This is a genomic window from Modestobacter italicus, assembly GCF_000306785.1.
Lineage (GTDB): Bacteria > Actinomycetota > Actinomycetes > Mycobacteriales > Geodermatophilaceae > Modestobacter > Modestobacter italicus.
This window is the reverse complement of record NC_017955.1, coordinates 3,761,856-3,775,315: the sequence shown is the minus strand read 5'-3', so window position 1 is coordinate 3,775,315 and position 13,460 is coordinate 3,761,856. Positions and strand designations below refer to the sequence as shown.

Annotated in this window: 12 protein-coding genes; 5 read left to right on the top strand and 7 right to left on the bottom strand. The window is 70.2% G+C overall.

The window, feature by feature from the left end:
• Positions 1–685: 685 nt before the first annotated feature.
• Positions 686–1,285 carry an RNA polymerase sigma factor gene (locus tag MODMU_RS17980; RefSeq protein WP_014741779.1) on the top strand — a complete coding sequence of 200 codons (600 nt, stop codon included), beginning with the start codon at positions 686–688 and terminating at the stop codon, positions 1,283–1,285.
• Between the two features lie 271 nt (positions 1,286–1,556).
• On the opposite strand, the gene MODMU_RS17975 is transcribed toward MODMU_RS17980, so the two are convergent.
• The 4 genes from MODMU_RS17975 to MODMU_RS17960 are packed head-to-tail and all read right to left on the bottom strand — an operon-like array spanning position 1,557 to position 4,945.
• Positions 1,557–2,732 carry a zinc-dependent alcohol dehydrogenase gene (locus tag MODMU_RS17975; protein WP_014741778.1) on the bottom strand — a complete coding sequence of 392 codons (1,176 nt, stop codon included), beginning with the start codon at positions 2,730–2,732 and terminating at the stop codon, positions 1,557–1,559.
• Positions 2,729–3,217: a hypothetical protein gene (locus MODMU_RS17970; RefSeq protein WP_014741777.1), complete on the bottom strand. Its 489-nt coding sequence runs from the start codon at positions 3,215–3,217 to the stop codon at positions 2,729–2,731. The genes MODMU_RS17975 and MODMU_RS17970 overlap by 4 nt, the downstream gene beginning before the upstream one ends.
• Positions 3,214–3,789 carry a type 1 glutamine amidotransferase domain-containing protein gene (locus MODMU_RS17965; protein WP_014741776.1) on the bottom strand — a complete coding sequence of 192 codons (576 nt, stop codon included), beginning with the start codon at positions 3,787–3,789 and terminating at the stop codon, positions 3,214–3,216. The genes MODMU_RS17970 and MODMU_RS17965 overlap by 4 nt, the downstream gene beginning before the upstream one ends.
• 1 nt (position 3,790) lies before the next feature.
• On the bottom strand, positions 3,791–4,945 hold the full coding sequence (locus MODMU_RS17960; RefSeq protein ID WP_041795412.1) for a glutathione-independent formaldehyde dehydrogenase: 1,155 nt from the start codon (positions 4,943–4,945) through the stop codon (positions 3,791–3,793).
• A 397-nt stretch (positions 4,946–5,342) separates the two neighbouring features.
• Between MODMU_RS17960 and MODMU_RS17955 the strand changes: the two genes are divergently transcribed.
• The 3 genes from MODMU_RS17955 (at position 5,343) to MODMU_RS28920 (ending at position 9,010) form a co-directional block, all read left to right on the top strand.
• The gene (locus MODMU_RS17955; RefSeq protein WP_014741774.1) at positions 5,343–6,197 is read left to right on the top strand and encodes a hypothetical protein; all 855 of its coding nucleotides are present in this window, start codon (positions 5,343–5,345) and stop codon (positions 6,195–6,197) included.
• Between the two features lie 421 nt (positions 6,198–6,618).
• Positions 6,619–7,635 carry a helix-turn-helix transcriptional regulator gene (locus tag MODMU_RS17950; protein WP_014741772.1) on the top strand — a complete coding sequence of 339 codons (1,017 nt, stop codon included), beginning with the start codon at positions 6,619–6,621 and terminating at the stop codon, positions 7,633–7,635.
• Positions 7,636–8,710: 1,075 nt separating this feature from the next.
• Positions 8,711–9,010: a hypothetical protein gene (locus MODMU_RS28920; RefSeq protein WP_014741770.1), complete on the top strand. Its 300-nt coding sequence runs from the start codon at positions 8,711–8,713 to the stop codon at positions 9,008–9,010.
• Between the two features lie 40 nt (positions 9,011–9,050).
• Here the strand turns inward: MODMU_RS28920 and MODMU_RS28635 are convergent, their stop codons facing one another.
• On the bottom strand, positions 9,051–10,058 hold the full coding sequence (locus MODMU_RS28635; protein ID WP_166503532.1) for a CU044_5270 family protein: 1,008 nt from the start codon (positions 10,056–10,058) through the stop codon (positions 9,051–9,053).
• On the bottom strand, positions 10,055–10,597 hold the full coding sequence (locus tag MODMU_RS17930) for an RNA polymerase sigma factor (protein ID WP_014741768.1): 543 nt from the start codon (positions 10,595–10,597) through the stop codon (positions 10,055–10,057). The genes MODMU_RS28635 and MODMU_RS17930 overlap by 4 nt, the downstream gene beginning before the upstream one ends.
• Between MODMU_RS17930 and MODMU_RS28630 the strand changes: the two genes are divergently transcribed.
• Positions 10,569–11,279, top strand: coding sequence for a hypothetical protein (locus MODMU_RS28630; protein WP_166503531.1), 711 nt, complete (start codon positions 10,569–10,571; stop codon positions 11,277–11,279). The two genes, MODMU_RS17930 and MODMU_RS28630, sit on opposite strands and share 29 nt — an antisense overlap.
• Before the next feature lie 290 nt (positions 11,280–11,569).
• On the opposite strand, the gene MODMU_RS17920 is transcribed toward MODMU_RS28630, so the two are convergent.
• Positions 11,570–13,426, bottom strand: a complete 1,857-nt coding sequence (locus tag MODMU_RS17920) for a putative bifunctional diguanylate cyclase/phosphodiesterase (protein WP_014741766.1) — start codon at positions 13,424–13,426, stop codon at positions 11,570–11,572.
• Positions 13,427–13,460 lie beyond the last annotated feature (34 nt).

Sequence of the window (13,460 nt, the reverse complement as noted above, 5' to 3'; positions counted from 1 at the left end):
GGCGGCTCCCACACCAAACCCGGAGGTCCCTCCTCACATCAAGATCAGCCGCTCACGCGGCGGTGCACCAACCTGTTCGGGCAGTACAGCTAGGTGCCCTCGTTCGACCTCGCTGCATGGCTTCATCTGGCGCGGCCTCTGTCTGTGCGGTCGGCTGCTCCGTCACTGTTGCGCGGACGTGGGCGGAGCGGCTCGCGGTCACCGGCTGGATCGGCGGGCCCCTGCTGTGAAGGCAGAATCTCCAGGCCGCCGTGGCGCCACATCCACACGTGGGCGTACCGGTCGATCAACGGTGTCCGGTGCCACGCTCGCACCCACAGCGGCACGCGGCCGAGGTCTGGTCGCACACCGTGATCTGGAGGGAGCCAGTTCCACCCCGGCAGGACTCCGGGCGGTGGCACCCAGCCACCCGGGCTGGACTGCGTCATTGGACATTCTCCTCGCCACGGTGCCATCAGCGGTGTCGATCGCTATGCGAACAAGAGCACCCAGGAGCCTCCCGGAACTTCAGGGCTGTTCACGACGCTCCAGCCTTCGTCGCCCCGGCCATTCACGCACCACCGCGTGCACCGCCACAAGCCCGAATCTTGCTGACCAGGCGCACGGCTCCGATCAACCCACGTAACGATCCGGCCTCGTCGCGGCTGATGTGAATCCGAACTGGGTCGACCGGACACTTCCTGGCATGACGAGCGTCCCGGTCACCGACGAGGCCTTGTGGTCGCGCAGCGTGGCCGGCGATGGAGAGGCCTTCGGATTGCTTGTTGACCGGCATCGTGACCGGGTCTATGGCCACGCCTGCCGGTTGCTGGAGCACCGGCACGACGCCGAGGACGTCACCGCCGCGGCGTTCCTGGAGCTGTGGCGCCGCCGGGACGCCGTCCGGCTGGTCGAGGGATCGGTGCTGCCCTGGCTGCTGGTCACCACCGCGAACCTGTCTCGCAACAGCCGACGGGGCGCCCGCCGATGGCGGGACTTCCGCAACCGGCTCCCGCGCGCCGACACCAGCCCCGATCCGGCTGACCAGGCCTTCGCCACCCAGCCACTGCACGACCTGGACCCTCGGGTGGCGGCCGAACTACGACGGCTCAAGCCGCAGGACCTTCGGCTGGTGAGCCTGGTCGTCTTTTACGACGTGCCGCTGGCTGAGGCCGCGGCCTTGCTCTCTCTGAGCGAGGCGGCGGCAAAGTCGCGGCTCCAGCGAGCCCGCCAACGCCTGCGGGACGCACTGGCCGACCACGGGCCCGCGCATCATCCCATCAAGCCGGCAGGAGCCAAGTCGTGACTATGAAGGCAGGGACCGGACGGGAGTTGGATCCGGCGTTCGCAACGGGCCTTCGTACTGCTCTGGTTCAGCACGTCACGGCGGCGGTACCGCAGCGGCTGCGACGACGCCGGCGGATGCTGGCCGGTGGGGCGGTGCTGTCGCTCGGCCCGGCTGGGGGAGGGGTCGCCGTGCCGCAGGAGTGGTTCGGGCTGCCCGGAGCCGACGTAGACACGGCGTTGGCGCCTCCCGCAGCGTCAGGGCGCCGGGCCGGCCCGGCGCCGTGGCCGCCTCACGTGCCGGGACGGAACACGGCACGCACGCACCCGTCCTCCTTCTCCTTGAACATCCGGTAGCCCTTGGGCCCGTCGTCGAGCGGCATGACGTGGGTGGCGAGGTGCTCGGTGCGCACCTCGTCCCGGCTCATCAGGTCGAGGATCTCCGGGATGTAGCGGTGCCCGTGCTGCTGGGCGCCGCGCAGGGTCAGCGCCTTGTTCATCACCGCCCCCATCGGGAACTTGTCGATCAGGCCGCCGAACACGCCGAGGGCGAACACCGTGCCGCCCTTGCGGCAGGCGTAGATGGCCTCCCGGAGGGCGGTCGGCCGGTCCGACTGCAGCCGCAGCTGCTGCTTGACCTGGTCGTAGAGGTACTGCGGGCCGGTGCTGTGCGCCTCCATTCCCACCGCCTCGATGCACACGTCCGGTCCGCGCCCGCCGGACATCTCCCGCAGCTCGGCGGGGACGTCGACGTCGGAGTAGTCCAGGGTCTCCGCCCCGATGTGCTGCCGTACCTGCTGCAGCCGGTTGTCGAGCCGGTCGATGACGACGACCCGCTCGGCGCCCATGAGCATCGCCTTGCGCGCGGCCATCTGCCCGACGCCGCCGGCGCCCCACACCGCGACGACGTCGCCCGGCTTCACCTCGGCCTGGTGCGCCCCGGTCCAGCCGGTCGGCGCCGCGTCGGAGGCGAACAGCGCCCGCTCGTCGGAGACGCCGTCGGGGATCGTGAAGGCACCCTGGTCGGCGTAGGGCACCCGCATGTAGGGGGCGTGGCTGCCCGCGTAGCCGCCCAGCGCGTGGGAGTACCCGTAGCAGCCGCCGATCCCCTGGCCCCACAGCGCCTCGGTGATCCCCGGGTTGGGGTTGCCGTTGTCGCACAGGGACCACAGGTCGTTCTTGCAGTACCAGCACTGCCCGCAGCTGGTGAACGAGACCACCACGACCCGGTCGCCGACCTTGTGCTTGGTGACGTTCCTGCCGACCTCGGCCACGGTGCCCATGAACTCGTGGCCGAGCACGTCACCGGCGCGCATCGCGGGGATGTAGCCGCCGAGCAGGTGCAGGTCCGAGCCGCAGGTCACCGACAGGCCGACCTCGAGGATGATGTCGTGGTCGTTGAGGATCTTCGGCTCCGGGACGTCCTCCACCCCGACCTCGTTGACGCCCCGCCAGGTCACCGCCTTCACAGCACTCCCCCCTCGGGCGCCCGCTTCGTGGCCCCCTCCAGCGCCGCGCCGGCCGGCGTGGCGTTCCGCTTGCCGTGCGGGGTGGGGTCGACCGCCAGCACCTCGCCCACCTCGATCAGCTGCTTGGCCTTGCGCAGCGCGGACCGCAGATCGGCCTGCGGATCGCCGCCGGTCAGCCGCGCCGGAGCGGAGGCGCTCCCCGAGGAGCGCTGGACCAACCGGGCGGCCAGCTCGGTGCCCTTGCCGCCCGGTGCCGGGCGGACCCGCGTCTCGATTCGGTCGCCGTACGCGGCCAGCGGCGCCGGCAGCGAGGTGGCGTCGATCTCCGTCGGCTCGCGGTAGACGCTCACCACCAGCCACCCGGACGCCGGGGCCTTCGCCGGGCCTGCGCCGTTGCCGTGCTCGAAGACCGAGCGGACCTGGCGGACGACGGTGCCGCCCGCCCGGGCGGCCAGCGACGCCACGCTCCCCAGTGCGCTGGTCACGAGGCACCGCCCACACCGGCGGTCTGCGGGGCGCGGGCGAACTCCTGCACGATCCGCGCGCAGAAGGCCGGCAGGTCGTCCGGCGACCGGCTGGTGGTGATGTTGCCGTCGGTGACGACCTCCTCGTCGACCACCTCCGCCCCGGCGTTGCGCAGGTCCGTCCTGATGCTCGGGAACGACGTCAGCCGCCGCCCTCGCGCGACGTCGGCCTCGACGAAGTTCCACGGGCCGTGGCAGATCGAGGCGACCGGCTTGCCCGACTGCACGAAGTCCCGCACGAACGCTACCGCGGTCGGTTCCATCCGCAGCTTGTCCGGGTTCACCGTCCCTCCCGGCAGCAGCAGTGCGTCGTATTCGCCGACCGAGGCGGCACCGACCAGCCTTTCCACCCCGAACGTGCCGGCGTCCTCGAGGTCGTTGTTCCGTGCCGCGATCTCGCCGTCGTGGATCGACAGCACGTCGGTGCGCGCACCCGCGTCTTCCAGCGCCTGGCGCGGCTGTTCCAGCTCCACCCGCTCCACGCCGTCGGCCGCGAGGATGGCGACCCGCCGTCCGTTGAGCTCCCCGGCCATGTCAGCTCCCCGCCATCGCCGGGTGCAGGACGACCTTGGTCCAGCCCTCGTCCCGCTTGTCGAAGTGCTCGTAGGCCTCCGGCGCCTGGTCCAGCGGCAGCTCGTGGCTCACGATGAACGACGGCTCGGCCTTGCCCGCCGCGATGAGGTCCCGCAGTTGGCGGTTGTACTTCTTGACCGGCGCCTGGCCGCTGCCGATGTGCTGGCCCTTGAACCAGAACATGCCGTAGTCGAACGCGAGCTTGCCCTGCTTCGCCAACTCGTCGGCGCCGCCGGGATCCTGGGGCACGAAGACCCCGACGTTGCCGATCTTCCCGGTGAAGCGCACCGAGGCGACCAGCCGGTTCATCGTCAGGTTGGCCTGCTCCTGCCCGTCGGGCTCGTGCGCCTGGTAGCCGACGCACTCACACCCGTTGTCCGCACCCAGCCCCATCGTCTGATCGAGGACAGCCTGCACCGGATCCACCTTCGAGTCGTCAATGGCGATCGCGCCGATCGACTCGGCCAGCCGCAGCCGGTCGGGGTGCCGGTCGACGACCATCACCTTGCCCGCCCCCCGGATGGTCGCCGACAGGGCGGCCATCAGCCCGACCGGGCCGGCGCCGTAGATGACCGTCTGGTCACCCGGCTTGACCCCGGCCATCTCGGTGGCGTGGTAGCCGGTCGGGAAGATGTCGGCGAGCATCACGTAGTCGGCCTGCTTCTCCTCGGCGTCCTCGCCCAGCCGCAGGCAGTTGAAATCACCCCAGGGCACGCGCAGCAGCTCGGCCTGCCCGCCGGCCCACGGGCCCATGTCGGCGAAGCCGTAGGCGGCACCGGCGAAGTTGGGTACCGGCTGGGCGGTGAGGCAGTAGTTGGTGAGCTGGCGCTCGCAGTTCTTACAGAAGCCGCAGGCGATGTTGAACGGCAGGACGACGTACTCTCCCACCTGCACCTTGTCCACGCCGTCGCCGACCTCGATGACCTGGCCCATGTTCTCGTGCCCGAACCAGCGGCCGGGCTCGAAGTCGGTGCGGCCCTCGTACATGTGCAGGTCCGAGCCGCAGATGTTGGTCGAGGTGATCCGCACCAGCACGTCGGTCGGTCGCTCGATCCGTGCGTCCGGCACGTCCTTGACGCTGATCTGTCGCGGTCCCTCGTACACGACTGCCTTCATGAGTGCCCCCTCGTTCGTCTCGGTCAACAAGGCGCGCCCTGGAAGGTCCGCAGTCGCGGTGCCAGGCGCTCGCTCATCCGAACCCGGTCGGACACGAAGCGATATCGGCAGACACACCGATATCGGCTCGGCGGTGCTGTGGATCGGTCGCATTGCCGATGTCGAACTCCGGCACGCGGCTCACCCTGGAGCTGCATGACGATGCGGACCGCGCGGAGCGTGCGGCCAGCTACGTACGGAGGAAGGTCGCCGCGATGAGCGCAAGGGAACTGGGGCTCTCGAGACTGCGGGTGGCGGCCGCGGGCACCACTGCGCCGGCTGCGCCCGTCCGGACTGGCGCCGCCACGATCCTTCTGCACCCCGGACGGATCATGGCGTCAATGCCGACTGCTTCGCCGTGCGCGACCTCGAGCGGCACAGTCGCCTTCCGCTGGCCGCCACGGGCGGGGTCGCGCCCCAGCTCAACTACATCGGCGGGCCGAATCCTGCCGAGGAGGTGGACCGGCCGCCTCTACTGGCCAGCCAGACCCCGGTTCACTTGTCCGGAGTCCGCGCGTGGGCCGACCATCTGCTGCAGGCGTGTTCCCGCCGGGGCGTCGCGGCCTCGCTGTACATGGCGGAAGGGCGGCCTATCGGCTCCCTCGGCATGCTTTGCGCATGTCCCTCACGGCCGCGCCCGGTTGACCGGAGGGTCATCGCAACGGTGATCGCCGACGACTCCTGCCGCACCAAAGACATCGCAGAAGCCGCCAGGATCGTCGGGCGGGCCGAGGTGGGCGTGCTGCTCACCCGGAGAGGAGCGGTTCTGCCGCTGTTGGGTGTGCCCGACGACCGCCTGTGTGCGCCAGGTTCTCTGATCCTCGCGGTCGCCCTGGACGAGTTGGCCCGTAGCGGGGCATACACCACGTTCCGCGCGCCCACGCCCGACGTCGGCGGCGAGCAGTTGATCCGGGTCACCGCGCTCGACGTCGCCCAAGCAGACTGCGACCAGCTCTCCGCCGCGGTGCTCCTGGCTCCACCGGGCAACCTGCACGGCCTCACCGTTCTCGACCTCCGCGTCCTGGGCCTCCTCGTCGAAGGGGTCGCCGACATTCAGAGCCTCGGGCAGGCACTCCACCTGGGCGCGGCGATCGTGGCGGACTCCCTCGGACGGAGTCTGGTCGCGCTGCAGACGAGCGACCTCACGGCCGCCGCGGTGCGTGCCCTGCGCAGCGGGATGCGCATCCCGCCGCGGCTGATGAAAGAGGGCTGAGTCGATCCGACGACGGCACGGCGGTGAATGACTCGGACGCCGGTCGCCCCGTCCGAAGCCTGCTCAGCGTTCGGTTCGACTCCTGGTTCCCGGGGATCCGGTCGTCCTGTCGTTGGAGTCCGCTTCGCTGCTGCAAGAGGGACGGGACGGCGATCGGCAGCCGGGGCGCCGCGCAACTCAAAGCGTCCTTCCTCGCCGCCGCGGAGCGGTGAGCTGCCGTGACTTCGTGGACCGGGCTGTTGTCCGTCCGCGCATGCGCGCCGTGGTCCGGGGGGGGGGGGGGGTAGACCACGGTGACTGCTCGGCCTCTGAGCCGGGACTACCCAGTCCGCTTCGGGTAGTTTCCGTTCTGAATGGGTCCAGCGCGGCGATGTCGAAAAGAGACATCGCGTCTTGCCGACGCTGCCATCGGGAGCAATCGATGAAGATTACGGCGAGCGTTGCACTAGCCGAGGTCGCCAACTCGACTGATCCCCTTTCCGAACGCGCGCAGGAAATGCTGGAGGGACTCCGCCTCCTCGCCCCCTTCGACGCCGCGTGGCTGGCCCTCGCCGATCCCATGAGCAGCGGCTACACCTCGCTGGCCAGCGTCGACCTCGACGAGGACATCGTGCGCTACCTCAGTGGCCCCGTGAATGCCCGCGACATCGAGGTGACCCAGACCAACCGTTCCCGCCCTCCGCTGAGCCCCTCCGACCTGCCCTATCCGGTCGCGGACCTGCCGACCTGGGCCGAGTGCCTCATCCCCGCCGGCTTCCACGAGGCCTTGGCGGTCGCCCTGTTCGATCGCGGGACTCGCCACGTCGGCTTCCTCGCGCTGCTATCGCGCAGCGCGGAGCCACCGCCGTTGGTGGTGCGGCGCCGGCTGTATCGAGTCACACCGGTTCTCGCACGCGGGATCGACCCGTTGCGCTCGCTGGCCGCCGCAGCCCGGATGGTGCGGGAGGCGACCGCGGGCAAGGTGCTGCGCGGCGATGGGACCACGCAACCTCTGCCCGGGCTCAATGGCGACGCGTTGCTCGCCGATGGATCGGCCCTGGTGGATCTGGCTTGCTCCCGTCTTCGCGACAATCAGGTCTTCACGTCGTTTGTGTGGCCGCGCGGAGGACCTCACGCCCCGGACGGGCACGTCCGCGTGACGGTCCTGGCCAGCGCCGAGGAACCGTCCATAGATTTGCTGGGCACGGTCGTCCTCTCCCCCGCGACCGACCTCCGGGGGCTGACCCCGCGCGAGCTGGAGGTGCTCGGGTTGTTGGTGGATGGGTGGTCCAATCAGCAGATCGCCCACGAGCTGTTCGTGTCACCGCGCACCGTCGCAACGCACGTGGAGCACATCCTGATCAAGCTCGGTGCGCCAACGAGGACGCTGGCCGCGGTGCGGGCCGAGCGGCAACGTCTCTACATGCCTCACTTTCTCTGTCCTGCGGGGCGAGCCTAGGTCGTTCGGCGGATGGGCATGCCCTGCCGGCATTGTGTTCGCGGAATGATCGGACGCTCGGAGCGGGTCGCCGCGTCGGGTCCCATCGCGCGGCACATCAGGCGCCTACGGACGGATGTCTGGTCGGGCACGAGTCGCTCGTCGAGACGGCGGAGCCCCGGGGCTCCAGCCCGTCGCCCCGTGCCACGCCCCGCTGCCTTCCGATCTGGAGGCGCGGCGCAGCGGGTCGTTGTGGCGGGCGGTCAGCGCGGCGGTGATGATCGCACGCCCGATCGGCGTGGCAACGGTGTCACCGGGTGGCGCGCACAGCAGCTCGACGACGTCAGCGTCCAGGTTCCCGGTGTCCGGAACGGCGACGGATGTCTCGGCGAAACGGACCCGTGCGTCGCGGAGCAGGTCGTCGCGGTCGGGCCACTCCGGTACACGGTGGCCGGCAGACATCTGAGGGCTTTGCCATAGCGTCGAACAAGGCGGCGGCGACTCCGCCGCGCACGATCACCTCAACGGCGGCATCAAGAAGCTGTGCGGTGACTTGTGCTGTGCGGCCGCCGAGGCGGCTTCGACGAGCGTTCCTTGGCTACGTTGTCATCGCACGAAGTGGTCGCGCACTACGCCGGCAACGCCGGCCTTGCCGAGCAGGCCGTGCCGGGCCGGCGGGTAGCCGGCGTCCTTGAGAAGCCGGGCCAGCTACCGCGGGCCGCTGCTACCGGCGGGCCGGTGGCTGTCGACGCGTTCTATCCCGACTGGCTCAACATCTGGGTCGAGGTCCGCGCTGTTCCCAGCCAGGGCGGTGTTGCCGGGGTCCAGGCGCCGGGGGAGCGGCGCGTGGGCGAGGATCGGCTGGTGAGCGCTCTGCCGGTCCGGTGGGATCATCCGCCGGTCATCGTCATGTCCCCCCAAGGCCGGAGGCTCTTGACCAGTCTTCCGCGGGGCAATCACGACGGACACCCGCTGGTCTGCGGCTCGTGCAGCGTCGTGTTGGCCCGAGACCGCTGCCCGATGGACCCGCCGGCGCCGGTACTGCGCTGCACCTCGTGTCAGGCGCTCAACGACCCGACGCGCCCGGCTCCGCGACGTGGTCGAGTTCGGTGAGCTGCGCGAGGCGACGGCTCTGTACCACCGCGATGCCGATCCTTCTCCCCAAGGATCGACCGGCTCTCCGGGCGCGTACCTAGAGGACAACGACATAGCCGTCCTCGATGACCGGGGGCGCGCGCTGACCTCTGGCAGCGTCCCTGCCGACGCGAACTCGGCCCTGCTCAACGCCGATGATGCCCGCCGGTTGTGGGAGGTGAGTGAAGCGCTGCTGTCCAAGGGCAAGCCGTCCGCGGCCGTCGACAACGGCTGGTTCCTATGCCGTTCCTTTCACGGGTAGGGAGATGCGGGTGCCGACCCCGCCGTAGGAGCAGATGCGCTCAGCCCACGCCGAAGGCGACGTAGCTCATCACGGCGTACGGCTGGACGTCCCACTCGCCGGTGTCCTCGAGGAAGGACAGCTCGATCGACAGCACGGTGCCGGTGCCGGGATCAAGGACCACGGTTCGCCGTGTTGCGATCGAGTTCTCGTCCAGGCGGGAGTCGAGCGTGTAGGCAACACCGGGCCGCCCGAGGCGGTCATCGACGGCGCCGAGGACGGCCCACCCAGGTTGCTGCGCGAGCCAGCCGGCGATTGCTGCGTTCTCGGCGGGCCCCGGCGACCAGCGCAGCAGCACCCGTTCCAGGGCGTCCACCAGGTGGGCGGGGTCCGCCGGGGCGGGAGCCGCGACGGCGGCCAGGTGGTCGGCCAACGCGGTCGGGTCCGCGGGGGGAGGTAGCTGGTCTTCGGGGTAGGACGCCAGTTCGGCGGCGCTGACGGTCCTCACCTCGGCGTCGGTCGGCGCCGGCCCGTCGGGGCTGAGCCGGACTTCGGCGGGCCGGTCGGGGTCGGCCGCCACGCGGGTGACCGTCATACCCCCGTCGGCACGGGCTTCGGAGAGCCGCTCCTCCGGCAGGACGACCGCTGGAAAGCCCTCGCCTTCGGCTCCAAAGCCTAGGTACCACGCGCGAACGTGGCTACCCCGGCCCGCCGACGGCGGACTGTTGGCGCCCCGGGCGGCTGCGGTCGCGGCAAGCTCAGCGAGCGAAGGCACCGGCGTGTCCTGGGTGACGGCGAGCGGTGCGGGTGCCGCGACAGGCTGCACAGTCGTGGGCGACGTCGGCCCGGGGGCGCTGGATCCGCCGGGGAAGACGCCGATCAGCACAGCAGCGACACCAGCGGCGGTGGCACTCCACAACGCACGATGGAGCACGGCACGGGCAGGCGGGCGCACGCCGGCGGTGAGGTTCTGCAGGCGACGCTCAGCATCCTCGTCGAGCGGGCCATCGGGCCACCTGGTGGCGGGCGCGGGGTCCGCGGCGGTGAGCAGTCGCAGGTCATCGGTCATGGGACGCTCTCCGGAGTGGGTGCGTGGTGGCGGGCCAGGGAGTCTGGCGGCGGGTCAAAGTCAGCCATGGCTTCGCGCAGCCGCACACGGGCCCGGTGCAAGCGCATGGACGCCGCCGACCGGGAGCAGCGGAGCACCACGGCGATGTCCGCGGGTCCCAGTTCTTCCCATGCCGCCAGGGCGAGCACCTCCTGGTCGGAGGGAGAGAGTTGGTCGAGCGCCTCGAGCACGGCTGGTCTGTCGATGACCACACCGGGGGTTGCTTGCTCGGGTGCGTCGGCGAGCAGTCGGTCGGCCAGCCGTTGGCGCCGCTGCGCCCCGCGCCGCTCATTGGCCAAGACTCGGCGGGCCACCCCATAGAGCCATGGCAGCGGTTCCGGCGGGACGACGGTGCGGCGACGCCAGGCGGTGGTGAACACCTCGGCGGCCACATCGCGCACCTCATGCTCCTGTGCCGGGTTCAGCCGCCGTGCGACGTACCGGCAGACGGCCGCGTGGTGCGCTCGATACATGGCGGCGAACTCGTCGTCGGTGCTCATCAACCTGTCTGTGTCCAGCAACCCCGCGGCTGCCACACCCGTCGTGCACCAGGCTGGACTCTTCGGCCTCGGGGCGGGCGAGATCGAGCATCTCGTGTTCGCCTCAGGTGAGCCGTCTCACACATCGGATGTGAGGAAAGAAGACGGGTGGTACTGGCCGACCCATGGACCTCAACTGGTCGGGTGTCATTTCGTTGCCCCGTGCCACCGTATTGTTCCGGCGCGGGGCGCGCATCCGGATGACGGGATGGGCAGTGAGGTGACTGAGCTGTCGCCTGCTCAGCGTGCAAGCCGTGGTCACCAGTTGGCATGTGCCTTTCTGTTGGCTTACACCCGCGGGGATCAGGACACGCTCATTCCCGTGCTCGAGGATGCGCAGAGTGAGATCGTCGACTTCTGCGTGAGTCTGGCGCACGCCGGCACAAGGCTCGCCCGGGAGGCCATCGGTGAAGAGGCGCCCAGGGACTGCAGCCCGAGGACCCCGGTGCTCGTGGCCACGACACCTCCGATGGTCACCACGCTCAAGACCTTGGTCTTCACCGACCTGTTCCCCCACCACGTGAGAACCGGCCGGTGGGCCGCCGGGGCGGCCGTCGAGGCGATGGAGGAGGTCATCGGGTTCTCCAAGAACTCATGTCATGCCGTATCGGCGCTCTCCGGCCGCAAGAGGAAAAGTACGTAGAACAGGATCTGCAATCTTGTTGGGGGCGCCCGTGTCGCACGGGAAGCAGAGAACCTTCGGTGACCGCCTCGAATGAGTCGACATGGCGTTGAATTTCGCCCTAGCTCAGCCATATCGTGAATTCGGTTCGCCGGCGGCACGACTTGGCGGTCCCGGTATGCGCCTTAAGGCGCTGCGCTCTGCGTAGGCGCTGGCCGTCCCGCCCGCCGCGCCCCCGCCTGTATCGGCGCCGCGGCCACCTTCGACGCCGTCCCGACCTTCACCCCGCGCGCCCTGTTGGCGCGGTGTCGTCAGCTGCCGGCGGTGAGCTGCAGCTGGGTGTCGGGCTGCCTGAAGCGCTCGAGAGCAGTGGTCAGCGGTCCGGGTCGGCCGAAGAGGTAGCCCTGCACGGCCGGGCAGCCCATGGCGCGGAGGACGTCAGCCTGGCTGGGCCTCTCCACACCCTCGGCGACGACCCGCAGTCCCAGTGTCTCGGCCAGACGCAGCACGCCGCCGGTGAGCCGGACCGCGTCGGGGTCGGTGTCCAGACCGGCGATGAAGGACATGTCCAGTTTCAGGGTCTGGATCGGGAAACGCTGGAGGTAGGCCAGGGAGGAGTAGCCGGTGCCGAAGTCGTCGATGGCCAGGCCCACGCCCAGCCCGACCAGCGCACGCAGCCGCTGCAGACTGGCTTCGGGATCGGTCATCGCGGTGGTCTCGGTGATCTCCAAGGTCAGCTGCCCGGCGGGCAGTCCACTGATCCGCAGCGCCTCCTGGACGTGGTCGACCAGCTCTTCGTGCTGCAGCTGCCGGGCGGAGATGTTGACGTTGAGCATCAGCGGCAGAGCATCGGGATGGGCTCGCAGCCAGCTGGCCATCTCGGTGCAGGCACGGATGAGGACCTGCTGGCCCAGGGCGACGATGAGGTCGGACTCCTCGGCCAGCGGGATGAACTCATCGGGTGGCACCACGCCTCGACGGGGATGGAACCAGCGGACCAGGGCCTCAACCCCGACGGTGCGGCCGGTGATCAGGTCGATGACCGGCTGGTAGACCGGGCGGAGCTCGCCGTGGCTTAGCGCCTGGCGCAGTTCCACCTCCAGTTCCAGCCGTGCCAGCGCCCGGCGGTGCAGATCGGGGGAGAACAGGCGGGAACGCCCGCCCCCGGCGCGTTTGCCGGCGTACATGGCCAGATCCGCGTCACGCAGCAGCTCTTCCGGGTCACCGCCGGCGGCGCCGAGGTCAGCGACCACGCCGATGCTGGCGCTCAGCACGACGTCGCGGCCGGCCACCCTCACCGGCCTCTCGATCAGCTGCTGGCACTGCTCGGCGCCAGCGACCGCGCCATCCGGGCCGTCGGCGTGGGCCACCAGCACCGCGAACTCGTCCCCGCCGAGGCGCGCGACCAGCCCGGGCTCCGGTACTGCCTGCTGCAGGCGGTGCGCGATGACGGTCAGGATCTGGTCACCGGCCGAGTGACCCAGCGAGTCGTTGGCGTCCTTGAACTTGTCCAGGTCGATCAACAGCAGCGCCCAGACATCCTGTGACGCCAGGCCGGATGCAGGTCCGGATGCCGGGCTCGCCTGCCGGAGGCGTTCGTGCAGCATCCTGCGGTTGGGCAGCCCGGTCAACAGGTCATGGGTGGCGCTGTGCGCGAGCTGGTCTTGGCTGATCTGCAGCCGCTGCGCCATGCCGTCGAACGCGCGGGCCACGTCCCCGAGCTCATCGGCTCGCCCGGACGCTATCCGGTGTGCCAGGTTCCCGCGGCCCAGCTGGTCAGCGGCCTGCTTGATCGCCAGCAACGGACCCAGTACCGAGTGCGCCAGCCGGCGCCCGACAAGGGCGGCCAGCACGACACCGCCCAGGCACACGCCGAAGACCGCCAGCAGCGCTTCGTGGCGGACCGCGGACACGGCAGCCAGCTCCTCCAGCCATGTCGCCGGAGCCTCACCGGCCAGCTGTTGCGCACTGTCGGCCATCTGGCTGACCGAGAACCAGGCCGCGGCCGCGAGATTGACCAGCGGCAGCAGCATCAGCCCAACACTGAGCAGAAACCGACGGCGCAGCGACGAGCCGATCCACATCCGGCGGAGCCGCTGCGTCTCTGCTTTCCCCATGAGCCGACCGGCGGCCGCTTTTTCGGTGCGCACTTGTTCGTGGTCGGCCACCGCGAGTGAGCACTGAAGATTGCTATGAGAATCT

Excerpts from the sequence above, each read along its gene's own strand:
- MODMU_RS17980 (WP_014741779.1), top strand. The coding sequence starts at position 686 with ATGACGAGCGTCCCGGTCACCGACGAGGCCTTGTGGTCGCGCAGCGTG.
- MODMU_RS17965 (WP_014741776.1), bottom strand. The coding sequence starts at position 3,789 with ATGGCCGGGGAGCTCAACGGACGGCGGGTCGCCATCCTCGCGGCCGAC.
- MODMU_RS17960 (WP_041795412.1), bottom strand. The coding sequence starts at position 4,945 with ATGAAGGCAGTCGTGTACGAGGGACCGCGACAGATCAGCGTCAAGGAC.
- MODMU_RS17950 (WP_014741772.1), top strand. The coding sequence starts at position 6,619 with ATGAAGATTACGGCGAGCGTTGCACTAGCCGAGGTCGCCAACTCGACT.
- MODMU_RS28635 (WP_166503532.1), bottom strand. The coding sequence starts at position 10,058 with ATGACCGATGACCTGCGACTGCTCACCGCCGCGGACCCCGCGCCCGCC.
- MODMU_RS28630 (WP_166503531.1), top strand. The coding sequence starts at position 10,569 with ATGGCGGCGAACTCGTCGTCGGTGCTCATCAACCTGTCTGTGTCCAGC.
- MODMU_RS17930 (WP_014741768.1), bottom strand. The coding sequence starts at position 10,597 with ATGAGCACCGACGACGAGTTCGCCGCCATGTATCGAGCGCACCACGCG.